The following is a 15,017-nucleotide window of genomic DNA, read 5'->3' as shown; positions in this document are numbered from 1 at the left end:
CCTGCATGAAACTCAAACTTTTAGCGCTTTCTCTTGCATTGGCAGGCGTTCAAGTGACGAACGCTGCCGAGTGGGATTACCCTAGCGCGGCTATTACGGTCACGAACCAAGCCGAAGCGCTGCGCTACTTACAAGCCAATTACGCTAGCGCTGGCGAACTTAAGTTTCGCTATCAAACTCGTTCTCAGCTCGGAGATCATTACAACTTTGATGTGTGGGTCGATGGGCAGTATCAACCGCAACGCACCATTGTGCTGTCGACTAACCAAGACAGTCAAGTTGAGCGTATTTTCAAAAGCCTTGAAGATACGGTGATTCGTAATGGTGAGGCGATGCCAGCCGCAGAACTGGAATTGCCTGTTCGATTGGAAGTGACCGAGCCGCCAGCGTTGAACTCTGGTGAGTTAGTGACGGTTCCCGTCTCACTCTTTGATCCTGATTTACGTACGATGCAGCAACAAGCTGCGCCTGATTCCGCTTGGAATTCGTTAGAGGATTATCCGCAGCCACTTCAATATGTTGAGAAGCAGATTCAAGTTTTGCAGTCTGGCGGCAAGTTCTACCTAGCCAACGAGCGCGTTAAACAGGTGGATGCACTTGCATTCCTGCCTACACCTGCGGTAGGTGCGGAGCCCGTACGCGATACAAGCAGTATTTTGCCGCCTGAAGGTGTTCAATCTTTTGCTGATGTAAAAGCGATGCAAAGCGCTCAGCTTGGCGACAATGCCTTTTGGCAGTTGATGACGTTTTACCACCTTGACAACTCACTGCAGTACTTATCGAGCTTGAGCTATGACTTATTTGAAGAGCCGCTTCGTTTTGATGGACGTGGTGTAGCGCTAGAAAGCTCTTCTTACTACACAGGTTCGCGTGCGCTGATGTTGGGCGTTGGCGGAGTATCTCCGGATGCTGCGGATGCAGATGTGATTTTGCACGAGCTAGGACACGGGATTCACTATCAAATCGTTCCCGATTGGGCGTATGGCCACACTGGCGCGATTGGAGAAGGTGTTGGTGATTACTGGGCGGGCAGCGCGAGCTACCGAACACAGTATTTAGACGCAGCTCGCCGTGGCCAAGAATTCGAGTTAGATACGGTGTTCAACTGGGACGGTATGTTCGGAACACGCAAAACAACTCGTAGCTTATGGAACCAAAGAGCGCGTTACTTCGAGAGCTCAGAGTATCCAGCGCACGTTAGTGTGGGCGGTGAACTCGGCGATGAGCTGTGGTCAACGCCACTGTTCCAAGCGCTTAAAGCATCGGTTGAACGATACGGTGATGACACCGATAGCGTGTTCCGCGAGTTTGACGCCATTGTTCTTGAAGGCATGTATGGCATTGGTCGTGGCGTGAAAATGCATGATCTGGCGGAATCGACCGTGTTTGCCGCAAGCACGTTGTTCCCAAATAAAGACTATGCCCAGTTCCTGACGGACAGCTTCAACAAACACAACTTGCTTAAAGCGCCTTTTCGTGTTCGCTATGACGCTCGATACATCGCACAAGGTCAAGACGTGGGAGTGAGCCTGAGCCAAACTGGCCGCGAAGCGAGCATCAGAGGGCAATGGCAGCTAAATAACGCATCCGTTTTTGACTTTGATGAAACGCTTTCTGACTCGATCTCAATGAAGGTGGCGTTACCAAGCGGTCTGACATGTGGCACGCAATTCGATTCCTCTATTTCATTGGATTACCAATTTGCTGAAGGCTTAAAGACTCACCAGTGGAGTGAAAAGTTGATGCTGGTTAATGGTACGCCAGAGCTCGATATCCAGCCTCAACCAGTGAACTCCGCTTTGCCGGAGCAGGGTGACAGATTGTTCTCTCAGACACTATCGGACAAGTCACGCACGATTGATGATTCGTTTGCGGTTTACCTGAACATCGAACATGACTCACTGCAGGATCTGCAAGTGACGCTTGTGTCTCCACAAGGTAAATCGGTCGTGCTACTTAGCCATCAATCAAGCAATACCAATGTGTTTAAAGGTTACTTCACCGCTCAGTATGACGAGGAGTTACAAGCACTTGTCGGTCAACCGAGTTGGGGTACTTGGCGTCTCGAAGTATCTGATCGCGTGTCAGGGAACTCTGGGGTGTTGAAAGAGTGGGGTGTTAGTCACTTTGCTCAGTATCAGTGTAGTGCTGATACCACTAAAGAAAGCAGTGGTGGTGGTTCAGGTGGCAGTGGTTCGCCTTGGACCTTGGTAGGACTTTTCCTGCTTTCAATGGTGAGAGTGATTCGTTCTCGTTAATTAAAATCTAAAGAAGACAAAATTTATGAAGTTTCAATATTCTTTCGTTGCTATGTCACTAGCCCTAGCTGGTTGTGGCGGTGGTTCTGGTGGTGACACGTCAACACCGACCTATAATTTAGCTGGCACCATCGTTTCTGCAGGTACACTTCTTGATACGCCAGTATGTATCGATTTAAACCAGAACTACGTTTGTGATACTACTGAACCGAGTGCTAAAACGGATAATGCTGGTAAGTTCTCCCTGACGTCAAGCGACAAGAACATTTTGACTAGCACGATTCTTGCTCAAGTTGATCAAGGCTCAAACCAAACGTTGCGTCTTGCTGCTCCAGGCCAAAACTTAGCCACGGGTAACACAGTAAATGGTGTAACAACATTGCTCGCAGGTCTTGTGATTGACGGTAAAACCGTTGCTCAAGCTGAAGAGATTGTTAAAGCGCAACTGGCTAGTGTAGGCGTTTCGCTGAATGGTTCGGTGATGTCTAACGCAGAAGCCAGCGAGCTAGACAAGCTAGAGCAAAACACGGTTGCGCTATTAGCTGCGATGCAACCACAACAAATGACCAAAGGCGTAGCGCTGCTTGCTCAAAGTCTTAGCTTCCAAGGTAAATCGCTAGCCTCTGATCTTCTGTCTGAAGCGGAAGTGAGTGCATTTGCTGAAGAAATTGCAGCGGTTGTTGAACAAACGGTTGGTAGTAACGATACGGGTGCCATTCTTCACTTTGCTGATGGCGCTGCAGACGTTGCAGAGGTTCAAGCTTCTTACCCTGGTCAAGATGCGGAATACGGCTTCGACAAACAGGACAAGCAAACGTCGACAGGCGCGGGCTTTAAGTTCGTTAAGCTAGATTCACAAGGCGCTGCTTTAGCTGCAGATGCCACTGAGTGGGCTTGCACTATGGACGAACGTACTGGTCTTGTTTGGGAAAATAAGAGCGCGGATGCGAGCTCGGTTCAATTCAAAGATCGTACATTCGTGTATGAGTCAGCAACATTCAAACCGTATTACGAAGATCTTGAAGTCGTTGGTTGTGTGGATGCTGCTGATGGCATATGTTCAACAAGCCAATATGTTGAACATATAAACAAGCAATTACTATGTGGCATTAGTGACTGGCGCCTACCAACATACCAAGAGTTCTACGATGTTCTCGACTTAGGTGAGACAGAGAAAGATGCCGACGGCAATGTCTATGGTATGACGACAGCTTATTTCCCTCAACAGGGTAAAGGCAGCCCAGATGCTAAATCAGGTGCTATTTGGCTAAGTGATTTCACATTTAATAATTACTCTCCTGCTAACTACGAAGGTGCACTTCAATTTGCAGTGGTTGCAGCGAAGGGCGCTGACCGTGGCCACGTCAGCTTTGTTGAAATTTATTCTGACAAAGTAGAGCGTGACACAGGCACGTCATTCCAATTCCCAATCCGTCTAGTCGCAGTGAAGGGCCAATAAGATGAAGAAATTAATAACTGTACTATCTCTTGCTTTGGCTTCTCAAACTGTAATGGCTGCACAAGAGTGTTCTACTGACTTTGCTAAAACGGCACCTAACACGCGTTATACATATTCTGAGAGCGGTACCGTAACAGACCTAAAAACAGGTCTAACATGGATGCGTTGCCCTGTTGGTTCAACGTGGAATGCGGCAAACGAAGCTTGTGATGGCGCTGCGACTAAGATGTCATGGCAGTTAGCGCTATCAACCGCTGAGCAAATCCGCAATGAATCAGGTAATCATGTTTTATATGACTTCGCTGGCAAAAAGAATTGGCGCATACCAAACATTAAGGAGTTGGTCGCGTTGACAGAACGTGCTTGCCATAGCCCTGCGATGAACGGCAGTGCATTCGCAAGTGGCTACACGCTAGAGGTGGGTGACTATGCTGGTTACATCTGGAGTAACACACCAAACGGTGATGGCTCAAACGTTATGGTGTTTGATTCATTTAATGGTGAGGTTTACAACTGGAACCCACTAGAGTCAACGAACATTTCCTCTGTTCTGCTGGTTACTGACGAGGAGTAATCACCCCGTTGGATTTTCACGAATCCAGATGTTAACAAGCTCCGCCAGTGCGGAGCTTTTTCTTTTCTAACCTTTGGAACTTATCGTGTTGTTCAGAGATTTAAACTTGGAACTGCTTAAGCTGATGTTTTTGGTTTTCTGCTAAACCAGACAGTTCTTGAGCGGCAGCGGCGGATTGCGTAATGCCAGTTACGTTCTGGCTCACCAGCTCATAGATGTTCGTTAAGTTGTTGTTGATATCGGCCGTGACCTGTTTCTGCTCTTCTGATGCGGTCGCCACTTGCGTGTTGATTGAGTTCAGAGCGGCGATAGCATTACTGATATTAGCAAGTGATTGGCTAACTTCTTGTGCCAGAGCTTGGTTGTCTGACAACATGGCTAAGCTAGAGTGCATGCTTTCATTCGCGTGACCAGATTGCTGCTGAAGCTCTTCGATGATGGTTTGGATCTCTTTCGTCGATTCCTGAGTTCGCGCCGCTAACATACGTACTTCATCGGCGACTACCGCAAAGCCTCGGCCACTTTCGCCCGCTCGTGCAGCCTCGATCGCTGCATTCAGTGCAAGCAAATTGGTTTGCTCAGAAATGCCTTCAATCACTTCGATCACGCGACCAATGTGTTCTGATTGATCTTTCAGCGATGTCACGACGGCTGCGGCTTCGTTGAGTTGTTCTGCCATTTTTTCGCTTGCGCGAGTGCTTTCCTCAAACATGCTCAGACTTTGTGAGGTAAGCATGCGTGCTTGATTTGATGCGCTATCGGCTTCTTGTGCATTGGTCGACACTTCAGCTGCAGTCGATTCTAGTTGGTTGATTGCCGAAGCCACTTGCTCAACTTCTTGCTTTTCTTGATCTGAGTTAACGCTGCTTTGAGTCATAACAGTCGCTAACTCGGTCGATGCTGATGCCACATCTTCACTAATTCGAACTAATGCACTCACGGTTTCACGCAGTTTGTCGATGGTTTGGTTTACATCCTGAGCCAGTTGCGACACTTCGTTTTTTCCGATGGCTTCGGCTTTAACCAATAGATTTCCCTTCGCGACTTCTTGCATGGTTCCTTGAAGGTTACGAATCGGTGCAACGATATAGCTGGCTAGTATCCAACTAATAAGCGAAGCAGCACTCAAGATCACCGCAAGTGAAACCGCACTGTAAGTGAGCGTGGTTGAATGCTGTTCGCCATTCGCTTCCACTTCATCGGTGACGATTTGATTCAATTGTTTAGACAGGTTGTCGATGGCGTTGATCATTGCTTCGCCAGCCAATCGATATTCTGCCATCGCAGATTCGTACTTTTGATTGAAATCGGATGTGGTGTAGCCAGAAGAGTGTTTGGTGGTGAGCAGAGGTGTCATGGTGACGCGCGTGAAATCAACATAGTGATCCATGGCTTTGCGCATAGCATTCACTTCGGTTTGAACGCCTGGGAGGCTATCGATGGAATTCAGAAAATCGCGGTTTTTGTTTTGTCGTTCAGACAGTTCTTGGTTGAGAGATTGGACATCTTCGGCTCTAAATAGACTGTAAATGGCTTTGATGCGCATAGCGTAGGTGTTGTCTACGATGGCGCTGAGTTCCTCTTTATGAATGATCAGCTTGTTGGTGGAAGTGGAAACCTTATTGAATGCTTGGTCGAGCTTGCCGATTCCGACGCTCAATCCAATGATGAGTAATACAACGGTGAATAGAACAGGTAAAAAGACCTGAAGTTTAATAGAAAGCGTACTAAGAAATTGACGCATGATTGACCCTCTATCGGTTTGATTATTATCTTTTTTATAAATAAGCATTTCGATTTTAATTGCCATACTCGTCAAATCAATGACTTACTCATATCCAATTGTTATGAAATGTACCAAAATCGATGGAGTTATCATTTTGAGCGCGCGGCAATTTATAAAAGCGCTAAGCTAAAAACGGTAGAGGGATCAGTCGCGGAATTAATATACAGAAATGACAACGTGTCATAGAGGGTTCAACTAAGTGAAACACAACTGTCATATTCAAATTCTAAAGTGAGCACCGTTCAAGTGAAACACAACGGCAATAAAGCCACTTAAGGAAATTGTGATGAAAAAGACAGTAATCGGTGCAATCGCACTTCTAGGCGCAATGGCAGTGACTCCTGTTTCTGCTAAAGAAACTATCTCTGCAGTGGGTTCTAGCAGCGTAACTCCACTGATGGAAGTTTTCTCTGAAACGTACATGAAGAAGAACCCTAACGTATTTATCGAAGTTCAAGGCCCTGGTTCTTCAGCTGGTGTTAAAGCAGCAAAAAATGGTTCAGCAGACCTTGGTATGTCTTCTCGTAATCTAAAAGACTCTGAAAAAGAATCAACACTAATAGAAGAAGTGGTTGCTCGTGATGGTATCGCAGTGGTTGTTAACCCACAAAACAAACTGCCTGGCCTAACAGCAGAGCAAGTGACTGCAATCTACAAAGGCGAAGTATCAAACTGGAAAGAAGTCGGTGGTGCAGACAAGCCAATCGTAGCAATTACTCGTGACACGGCTTCAGGTACTCGTGGCGCATTTGAAGACATCATGTCTCTTAAAATGAAGATTTCTGGTAAGAAGGTATCAGCTATCTCTCAACGTGCTCAAGTTGCAAACGGTAACGGCGCACTCAAAACAATGGTTGCATCTAACCCATACGCAATCGGCTACATTTCACTAGGTACGGTAGACAACACAGTTAACGCTCTAGCAATCGACGGTGTTGATGCAACAGTGGCTAACGTGAAAAACGGTTCTTACAAAGTAGCTCGTCCATTCCTTGTTCTTTACAAAGAAGGCAAGCCATCAGCTGAAACGCAAAAATTCCTAGACTGGATGCTAACTGAAGATGCGCAAAAGCTAGTTGACCAAAACGGTTACATCTCAGTTCACTAATTTTATCGGGACTCTTAAGTTTGCTCAGCCCACCATTTAGGGCTGAGCCTTTTCTATCCATAGTGTTCACCGGCAAAACGCCCAGAACCGTGAGATTTTTTAAATGACCATCGCAACAAATAGTGAAAAGCTTATGAATACTGACGCTAAAGCTATCAGCAAGCCCGGCCTGCGCGAGAAACGTCGCGTAGACTGGAAAGAGCGTATCTTCCACGGCTTGTTCCTAACCAGTGCCGTTATCGGCATCGTCTCATTAGCCGTTATTGCTTACTTTATTGTTCGAGAAAGTATCCCGGCATTCCAAGAAGCTGGTGTATCGGGCATCGTTCTTGGACAAAACTGGCTGCCGCCTGCACTTTACGGTGTTGCGACAATGATTGTTGCATCTATTGTATCGACGGCAGGTGCGGTAATCGTCGGTGTGCCAATTGGTGTGCTGACGGCTATCTTTATTGCCGAAATTGCACCAAAGCGTCTTGCGGATATTATTCGTCCTGCAGTTGAGCTTTTGGCAGGTATCCCGTCTGTGGTTTATGGTTTCTTTGGTTTGGTCATCATCGTACCGCTGATTCAAAACATCTTTAATGTCCCTGCGGGTAACACGATTTTGGCAGGTATCATCGTGCTTGGTGTGATGATTCTACCGACCGTAATCACGGTATCTGAAACGTCTATTCGAGCTGTGCCTCGTGCATACAAAGAAGGCTCTTTGGCACTTGGCGCTTCGAAAATCTACACAATCTTCAAATTGCTCGTTCCAGCGGCTCGTTCAGGGATCATGACGGGTGTGATTTTGGGTATTGGCCGTGCTCTAGGTGAGACAATGGCGATCATCATGGTGATGGGTAATGCACCTGCTATGCCAGAAGGCATCCTAGATTCGGCACGTACGCTAACCGCAAACATCGCGATTGAAATGTCTTACGCAAGCGGTATTCACGCCAACGCTCTTTACGCCACCGGTGTTGTACTTCTGGTCTTCATCATGTCGTTGAACGCTGTACTTCTTTACCTAAACCGAGAAAAAGCGAAGTAATCGCTCGTTAAAGGTGACTATTATGGATCGCGCAAAACTAAAACAAGCTCGCCAGTTCAAAGATAACGTCTTTAACGCTTTGGTTTGGATTTCGGCTGCACTAACGGTAGGCTTTTTGTTCTGGATTATCTGGTACATCCTATCAAATGGTCTACAACACGTAGATTGGAACTTCATTACTGATAACTACACACGTACTGGTGAAGAGCACGGTATCTTCCCGATGATCGTCTCGACCATCTACATGGTTATCGCATCCATCGCGGTAGCGGCGCCACTGGGTATCATGACGGCAATCTACTTAACCGAATACGCGAAAGTCGGTAGCCGATTGGTAAAGATTATCCGATTCTGTACTGAGTCGTTGGCGGGTATCCCGTCGATCATCTTCGGTCTGTTCGGTATGACGTTCTTCGTGGCAATTCTTGGTCTGGGCTTCTCGATTCTGTCGGGTGCACTGACTCTAAGTATTCTTATTCTGCCAGTGATCATCCGTACTACGGAAGAAGCACTAATGGCAGTGCCTCAAACGTATCGTGAAGGCTCTTACGGCCTTGGCGCTTCAAAAATTTACACTATCTGGCGTTTGATTCTTCCGAGTGCAATGCCAGGTATCTTAACCTCGGTCATTCTAAGTATTGGTCGTGTCATTGGTGAGTCTGCTCCAGTATTCCTGACAGCAGGTATGGTTGCACGTATTCCGGATTCTTTATTGGATTCAGGTCGTACATTAACCGTTCACCTTTACAAACTGACTACCGAACTGTTTACCGTTGAAGAATGGAATCAGGCTTACGGTACCGCAACAGTGCTTATCGTGGTTGTTCTTCTGATCAACATGGTAACGAAACTGATTGCTAGACGTTTTAACACCGCAACTTACTAACAACACTAATTAAGAACGCACGTTAAAAGACACGAATTCAAGATTTAAGAGATTAAGAAAATGAACAAATTTGATATTGAAAACCTAGACTTATTCTACGGTGAAAACCAAGCACTGAAATCGATCAACCTACCAATTCCAGTTCGCCAAGTAACGGCACTTATCGGCCCGTCAGGTTGTGGTAAATCAACGCTTCTACGTTGTTTGAACCGCATGAACGACCTAATCGAAGGCGTGAAAATTACGGGTAAATTGGCGATGGACGGCGAAGACATTTACGGCAACATTGATGTCGCGGATCTTCGCATCAAGGTTGGCATGGTGTTCCAGAAGCCAAACCCATTCCCGATGAGCATCTACGAAAACGTGGCTTACGGCCTACGTGCTCAAGGTATCAAAGACAAGAAACACATTGACGAAGTGGTAGAGCGTTCACTACGCGGCGCAGCACTTTGGGACGAAGTGAAAGATCGTCTGAAGTCACACGCATTTGGTCTATCGGGTGGTCAGCAACAGCGTCTGTGTATCGCGCGTACTATCGCGATGGAGCCGGACGTAATCCTGATGGATGAACCAACGTCGGCACTTGACCCAATTGCGACACATAAAATCGAAGAACTGATGGAAGAGCTGAAGAAGAACTACACCATCGTTATCGTGACTCACTCAATGCAACAAGCGCGTCGTATCTCTGACCGCACTGCGTTTTTCCTAATGGGTGAGCTGGTTGAGCATAACGATACTCAAGTGATCTTCAGCAACCCTCAAGACGACCGAACTCAAGGCTACGTAAATGGTGATTTCGGTTAATTCGCCATATTTACAAGCATAACTAAATAACTATAAGCGATGGTAACTTTGCCCCTCTTTGTGAGGGGCCTTTTTCTTTTCAAGCTGCGGATTTATAACACCAACCTATACCAATAATTCTTGCAAGGAAGCACAAATATCCCTCCCTTTTTTATAGAACATGTAACTTATGTGAAATGCGGTTATAAAAGTGCTGAAGAGCTCTCGAATGTGAAACTAAGTCTGATAATTTTGCGAATGACTTAACAGCTCAAATTTGATTGTATTGATTGCATATGATGGCCTAAGTAGTTTTTTATCGAGAATAAAAAAGTAGATTAGGTTGGTAGGGTGAGTTTAAGAAGTTTTACAAGAAAAGTGTCTTCAACGAGGGATCATCGCTTATTAGCGGAGGCGATATTTGATCATCTAGAGAGTTTGTTCTCCCCTCAAGCCTTAGCCATTTTTGAAGATCCTTCAATCAATCCCCGTTATTCTGTGAGTTTCTCTCGCGGGGAGCTTTACCCAATCCAAAGCTATCCTGACAGCTTCTGGGAGTGGGCGAGTCAGTTTGACACTTCTGAAAGCATCATTCCTCTGGCGATCAATACTTGTAACTGGAACCACACCCAAGATTTAGGTGGAGATAGTTATATAATGATGCTCGATAACACGCCTATCAAACGCACCTACCTACTGATTCAATCTGTTCATGCTCGCACGGCACACAATATCTATGAAGAAAGCTATGATGCAATGCAGCTTGCAGCGGCGCGTTGGCAGTGCATTCGCGCCGAGAAAAATGCGTCGCAAGAGATGAGACACAGAGACATTCGTGAAGCGCAATATGTCGATGAAATTAACCAACGCGAGCGCTTTATCGAGAACATGAAGTTAGTTCAGCAAGTTGCACTCGAGATCTCCAACCCTGATTCCTTAAAAGATTTGTATTACAAAGCCGTCGAAGCGCTACGTCAACGGTTGGGGTTTGATCGCTCCACACTGATGCTGCTAGACATGAAAAAGCGCAGTTTCAGTGGAACATACGGCACGGATGAATCAGGCATCACCATTGATGAGTTCCATACGCAATACGATTTACACCAACTGAGCGAAGAATACATCGCTGCGCTGTCAAGCCTTGAGAGCAACCTAGTGATCGTGGAAGATGCGCCGATATACACAGCTGGTAAAGTGGTTGGGCAGGGGTGGAACGCGATGTTGATTCTACGTGATGGCAATGAGCCATTTGGTTGGTTCGCGCTTGATAACTTTATTCATCGCAAGCCGATAACAGCGTATCAAAAACAGATGTTGGACTCGTTTGGCTCCCTTTTCTCACAAATTTACATTCGAAAGCGCCAAGAGCAGAACGTGCGTATGTTGCATTCAAGCATGGTTGAGCTATCACGCTGTACAACCGTCAGTGATGTATGTAAATCGGCCGTCACTTTTGCCATCAAAAATCTTGGTATTGATCGGATGGCGGTGTTTTTGACCGATGAAAACTGCTCATACATGCAAGGTACTTGGGGGACTGACATTCAAGGCAATGTGGTGGATGAGTCTTATTTCTTTGGTGAGACACAAGACTTTTCGTTGATCAATTTAGCTCGCGCCGTACCTAGTGAAGTTGCATTTGAGGAATCCGTTCCTATTTATCATGACTGTAATATTGTCGGCTTTGGCTGGGCTGCGATGACGGTTTTGACTTCGAATAGCAGCGGGCCCATCGCCTTTATTGCCGTTGATAACTTATTGACGCGCGCGCCGCTGACTTCTCAGCTACGTGAAGTGATTCGTATGTTCGCTTCCAGTCTAGCGGAGGTTTTGCAGCGCACTCAAGCGCAAGAGGCGATTCGCGGATTAAACGAAAACCTGGAGTTAGAAGTACAGAACCGAACCAAAGAGTTGGAAGAAGCCAACCGACAGCTTGAGGTGCTTTCTAAACTTGACCCTCTGACACGTCTTGGCAATCGCCGTATGTTAGAACATGTGATGCAGAAATATTGCGCGCTAGAGTGTGAGGAAGCGATGTTCTTTGGTCTTATCCTGATTGATATTGATCACTTTGGCTTGTTTAACAATCACTATGGCCATCTCGAAGGGGATATCGCACTAATGCGCGTGGGTCATATCTTGGATCATCATACCAAAGGTGAAGACGAGGTTTTCTGTCGCATTGGTGGAGAAGAGTTTGTGTTACTAATGATCGGCTCTGATCAAGAGGCGGTAAAGCAGAGAGCGGAACGTATTCGTCAATGCATTGAAGATGAAGGCATCAAACACCAACACAACCCAGAAGGGGAGTTGCTCACTGTGTCAGTCGGTTATTCTTGCTACAAAACGAAAGGCAAAGACTTTAATTTCGACCATCTTTACCAGCTGTCGGATAAGGCACTCTATCAAGCGAAGAGTCATGGTCGAAATTGCGTAAGGCGATATGAGCAAAAAGATCAAATAGTGGCGTGACGTGAACAATAATTTGTCCACTATTGTTATTTTTATTTGTAAATTTATTGCTGGTATCTATCTTGTCCACTACTTTTATATTGCAGTGTGCAACTTGATTGGTATGGGTGTGATTATGAAAAAAGGTAGTGTGTTACTAGCAATGTTGGCGTTGAGTTTCACCGGAGTATCTCAAGGAAAGCAATATAATAGTGTAAGTGAATTTGAACCTTTTGGATATTTGGGGGTAGGCTATCAGTACGCCGACGCTGATATAAATCTTGGCTCTTTGGGATCGTACTCGTTGAATAACTCTCTTCTAGGCGCGATGTTTGGCTACAGGTTCCATCAAAACTTTGGTGTTGAAGTCCGAGGTTATGGAAGCGTATCTGATGATGAGTTATATGGCATTTCAGTTGAGGTGGAACGTAATTTTGCTTTGTTGGCAAAAGGTTTGGTTCCTTTGGGTGAAAATGTAGACCTGTATGGGTTACTAGGATACGGGAAAATAACAGTGTCAGCGGACGGAATCTCTGACAGTGATGAAGATTTGCAATATGGGGTTGGATTTGCATTTAATAAAGGAACACCATTAGAACTGCAAATTGAATGGATTAAGCTTTATGATGACAAAGGATTAGATTTAAGCGGTGTTAATTTAAATATTGTTTATCGTCTATAAACACATTTTGATTCTTTGAAAATAACAATGGCAGCGTTTAGAGCGCTGCCATTTTTCTTTATAGTTTTTCTAGCTGGTGGTCGGTTTTCGTTACGTTTGCTTTGCCAAGGTTTTGAATTTTTGCCAGTAGCGAGTCTGGACGCCAAGGTTGTTGATTGGCACTAAAACGCGCTTGGTTCATGGCGTCAAGCTCTTGTTTTACGGCTTGCGCATCACCAGGGCTTAACCTGTCTCGGTGAGTGTTTAGATACTCGTTTACTGAGCGTTCAATTTTAGCAGCGTCCCCTTCATTGATGACTTTTTTCAACGCATCAACGCAAAGAGGTTGCTCGGTATTCGAAACCGTTTTACTCGCCGTCATAGGACGCTTCTTCCATGCCCAAATCGCGATTCCTAACGTCGCCACCCAAAGTCCAGCGAAAACAAGGGTCAGGGTTTGCCAGAGGCTGCTCACTCCACCGTTTGGTTCGGGACTGATGGCTGACTCAGGTGGTGTTGGCAGAGGCGACTCCGGCAATGTGATAAGCCCGGTGTCACTTTGCTCTGTGTCTAATTGTAGCTCTGGTAACGTCGCTTTTTTCGCTTCATCATTTTGGCTGTCCCACCAGTTCAAATGGTATCCCGGCAAGGTATATGACCCAGCCTCAGTGGGGATAATGACTTGCTTCACTGTCATGATAACGGTGCCATCTCTCGCGCTGTCGAATTGAGGCTGTTCTGGGTAGACTCGCAGCGAACTTGGATAATCAATACTTACTCGTGGAAGGTATTCGGCTTGTGTTCCGCGAGCTTTAATTTGAATGGTTCGAGTGAGTGAAGAGCCCTGTTTGACAGTGTTGAGCGCATTAACCGACAGTGGATTACCTTGATCGTCTTGCCAGCTCTGCGTCATTTCTAACGCTGAAGCTGGAAGCCATTCCCCTTCAAATTCACTTGGAATTGGTTTTACCTCGATAGGCATTTGCTCAGCTTTGGTGTTGATTGGCATGATCTTGGTAGAGCCCGTCAAGCTGTCGCCATAAATGTAAGAGCCTGTCAGTCTAGGACCTATCAAGGTGTAAGTACCCGGCTGATTCGCCGTTAAGCGAAACGACTGTTCAATGACCGCTACTTCTAATCCATTTAAGATCTTTTGTCCCTGCTGTAAGCCACCAATAGCTTCAAGCTTCATGCCTTCAATCTGTGGAGGCACAATTTGTGGGTTATCAAGACGGCGGGTATCCGCTTTGATCAAAAGCTGCATACGTAATGTCGCAGATTGCTGAGGGTACAGCGTGCTGTTGTCGACACTGATATTAAAGCTAAATAGGTCATCGAGATTGGGTTCAGCTTGGCTTGCGGTGACACGAAGCTTTATTGGCTCCGTTCTCATACCATCTGCGGAAAAGCTCGGAATAGTCAGAACACCTTCTTTCATCGGCGCAATCGAGATACTCCACTCAGTACGTACAGATTTTCTTCCGTTAATGTTATTGCTAGAGCGCCCATAACGAGGTTGACCCAAGAAAAAGTCGTTCTCAAGTACATTAAAGTCAATTGCATCTGAGCTGAGCTCAGTATCTGCCATGATTCTGAGGTTGATCACTTCATTCTTAGCAACTTGTGTTTTATTGACGCTTGCTTGAAGCGTCTGTGCCATCACCGAGAAGCTGGATAATAGGCTGGCCACAAGAATAAAGATCAGTTGTACGCCTTTGTTCATCACGGGCTTACCACTCCTTTTGAGATTGTTGTGGAGGTTGTTTTTGTTGAGCTTGAAGCTGCATTTGTGCACGAATCAAAAAGCTTGGATCGCGAGCGCTTTCGACTGCTTCTAGACGACGGAATTCAGGATTATCCCGATGCGTGTTTTTTGGCTGCACTTGAGCCTGCTTTTCACCTCGTTTCGGTCGATGCTGCTCTGTTTTTTGCTTTTCTGTTTTATTTTCAGATTCTTGCTGATTTTGTGACTGTTGTCCTTGCTCTTCCTTCTCACCGTTTTGAGACTT

General features: G+C 46.0%; 11 protein-coding genes and 1 pseudogene. 9 read left to right on the top strand and 3 right to left on the bottom strand.

All coding sequences use genetic code 11. The annotated features are described in order from the left end of the window. The first annotated feature begins 5 nt into the window (after nucleotides 1-5). The 3 genes from NDJ01_RS03270 to NDJ01_RS03260 are packed head-to-tail and all read left to right on the top strand — an operon-like array spanning nucleotide 6 to nucleotide 4,291. Nucleotides 6-2,258, top strand: a complete 2,253-nt coding sequence (locus NDJ01_RS03270) for a proprotein convertase P-domain-containing protein (protein ID WP_258586248.1) — start codon at nucleotides 6-8, stop codon at nucleotides 2,256-2,258. A 25-nt stretch (nucleotides 2,259-2,283) separates the two neighbouring features. After that, complete coding sequence (locus NDJ01_RS03265; RefSeq protein ID WP_258586247.1) at nucleotides 2,284-3,717, top strand: DUF1566 domain-containing protein; 1,434 nt, start codon at nucleotides 2,284-2,286, stop codon at nucleotides 3,715-3,717. Nucleotide 3,718: 1 nt separating this feature from the next. Next, nucleotides 3,719-4,291: a DUF1566 domain-containing protein gene (locus NDJ01_RS03260; protein ID WP_104972889.1), complete on the top strand. Its 573-nt coding sequence runs from the start codon at nucleotides 3,719-3,721 to the stop codon at nucleotides 4,289-4,291. Nucleotides 4,292-4,391: 100 nt separating this feature from the next. Here the strand turns inward: NDJ01_RS03260 and NDJ01_RS03255 are convergent, their stop codons facing one another. Beyond that, nucleotides 4,392-6,035, bottom strand: coding sequence for a methyl-accepting chemotaxis protein (locus NDJ01_RS03255; protein WP_258586246.1), 1,644 nt, complete (start codon nucleotides 6,033-6,035; stop codon nucleotides 4,392-4,394). A gap of 328 nt (nucleotides 6,036-6,363) precedes the next feature. On the opposite strand from NDJ01_RS03255, the gene NDJ01_RS03250 reads away from it, so the two are divergent. From NDJ01_RS03250 to NDJ01_RS03225, 6 genes are all read left to right on the top strand, one after another. Next, nucleotides 6,364-7,185, top strand: coding sequence for a phosphate ABC transporter substrate-binding protein (locus NDJ01_RS03250; protein ID WP_005397879.1), 822 nt, complete (start codon nucleotides 6,364-6,366; stop codon nucleotides 7,183-7,185). Nucleotides 7,186-7,288: 103 nt separating this feature from the next. Next, nucleotides 7,289-8,221, top strand: coding sequence for a phosphate ABC transporter permease subunit PstC (pstC, locus tag NDJ01_RS03245; protein ID WP_006741921.1), 933 nt, complete (start codon nucleotides 7,289-7,291; stop codon nucleotides 8,219-8,221). 22 nt (nucleotides 8,222-8,243) lie between these two features. Next, nucleotides 8,244-9,107, top strand: coding sequence for a phosphate ABC transporter permease PstA (gene pstA, locus NDJ01_RS03240; protein WP_005397882.1), 864 nt, complete (start codon nucleotides 8,244-8,246; stop codon nucleotides 9,105-9,107). Nucleotides 9,108-9,167: 60 nt separating this feature from the next. Beyond that, nucleotides 9,168-9,917, top strand: coding sequence for a phosphate ABC transporter ATP-binding protein PstB (pstB, locus tag NDJ01_RS03235; protein WP_005397884.1), 750 nt, complete (start codon nucleotides 9,168-9,170; stop codon nucleotides 9,915-9,917). Nucleotides 9,918-10,247: 330 nt separating this feature from the next. Next, entirely contained in the window at nucleotides 10,248-12,368 is a 2,121-nt protein-coding gene (locus NDJ01_RS03230) for a GGDEF domain-containing protein (RefSeq protein ID WP_258459227.1), read from the top strand. Nucleotide 12,369: 1 nt separating this feature from the next. Next, a complete protein-coding gene (locus tag NDJ01_RS03225; protein ID WP_256899164.1) occupies nucleotides 12,370-13,029 on the top strand; it encodes an outer membrane beta-barrel protein in 660 nt (219 codons plus the stop codon). 58 nt (nucleotides 13,030-13,087) lie between these two features. On the opposite strand, the gene NDJ01_RS03220 is transcribed toward NDJ01_RS03225, so the two are convergent. Both NDJ01_RS03220 and NDJ01_RS03215 read right to left on the bottom strand, forming a co-directional pair. Beyond that, nucleotides 13,088-14,734, bottom strand: a complete 1,647-nt coding sequence (locus NDJ01_RS03220; protein ID WP_258586245.1) for a BatD family protein — start codon at nucleotides 14,732-14,734, stop codon at nucleotides 13,088-13,090. Nucleotides 14,735-14,738: 4 nt separating this feature from the next. Continuing rightward, a pseudogene (locus NDJ01_RS03215) lies at nucleotides 14,739-15,017 on the bottom strand (hypothetical protein); the annotation flags it as partial.

It is taken from the genome of Vibrio sp. HS-50-1, from assembly GCF_024747315.1.
GTDB classification, from domain to species: Bacteria; Pseudomonadota; Gammaproteobacteria; order Enterobacterales; family Vibrionaceae; genus Vibrio; species Vibrio diabolicus.
This window is presented reverse-complemented; position numbering and strand designations above follow the sequence as displayed.

Bases quoted from the DNA above. Each gene is read 5' to 3' on its own strand.
- NDJ01_RS03270 (WP_258586248.1), top strand. From the start codon at position 6: ATGAAACTCAAACTTTTAGCGCTTTCTCTTGCATTGGCAGGCGTTCAA.
- NDJ01_RS03265 (WP_258586247.1), top strand. From the start codon at position 2,284: ATGAAGTTTCAATATTCTTTCGTTGCTATGTCACTAGCCCTAGCTGGT.
- NDJ01_RS03260 (WP_104972889.1), top strand. From the start codon at position 3,719: ATGAAGAAATTAATAACTGTACTATCTCTTGCTTTGGCTTCTCAAACT.
- NDJ01_RS03255 (WP_258586246.1), bottom strand. From the start codon at position 6,035: ATGCGTCAATTTCTTAGTACGCTTTCTATTAAACTTCAGGTCTTTTTA.
- NDJ01_RS03250 (WP_005397879.1), top strand. From the start codon at position 6,364: ATGAAAAAGACAGTAATCGGTGCAATCGCACTTCTAGGCGCAATGGCA.
- pstC (WP_006741921.1), top strand. From the start codon at position 7,289: ATGACCATCGCAACAAATAGTGAAAAGCTTATGAATACTGACGCTAAA.
- pstA (WP_005397882.1), top strand. From the start codon at position 8,244: ATGGATCGCGCAAAACTAAAACAAGCTCGCCAGTTCAAAGATAACGTC.
- pstB (WP_005397884.1), top strand. From the start codon at position 9,168: ATGAACAAATTTGATATTGAAAACCTAGACTTATTCTACGGTGAAAAC.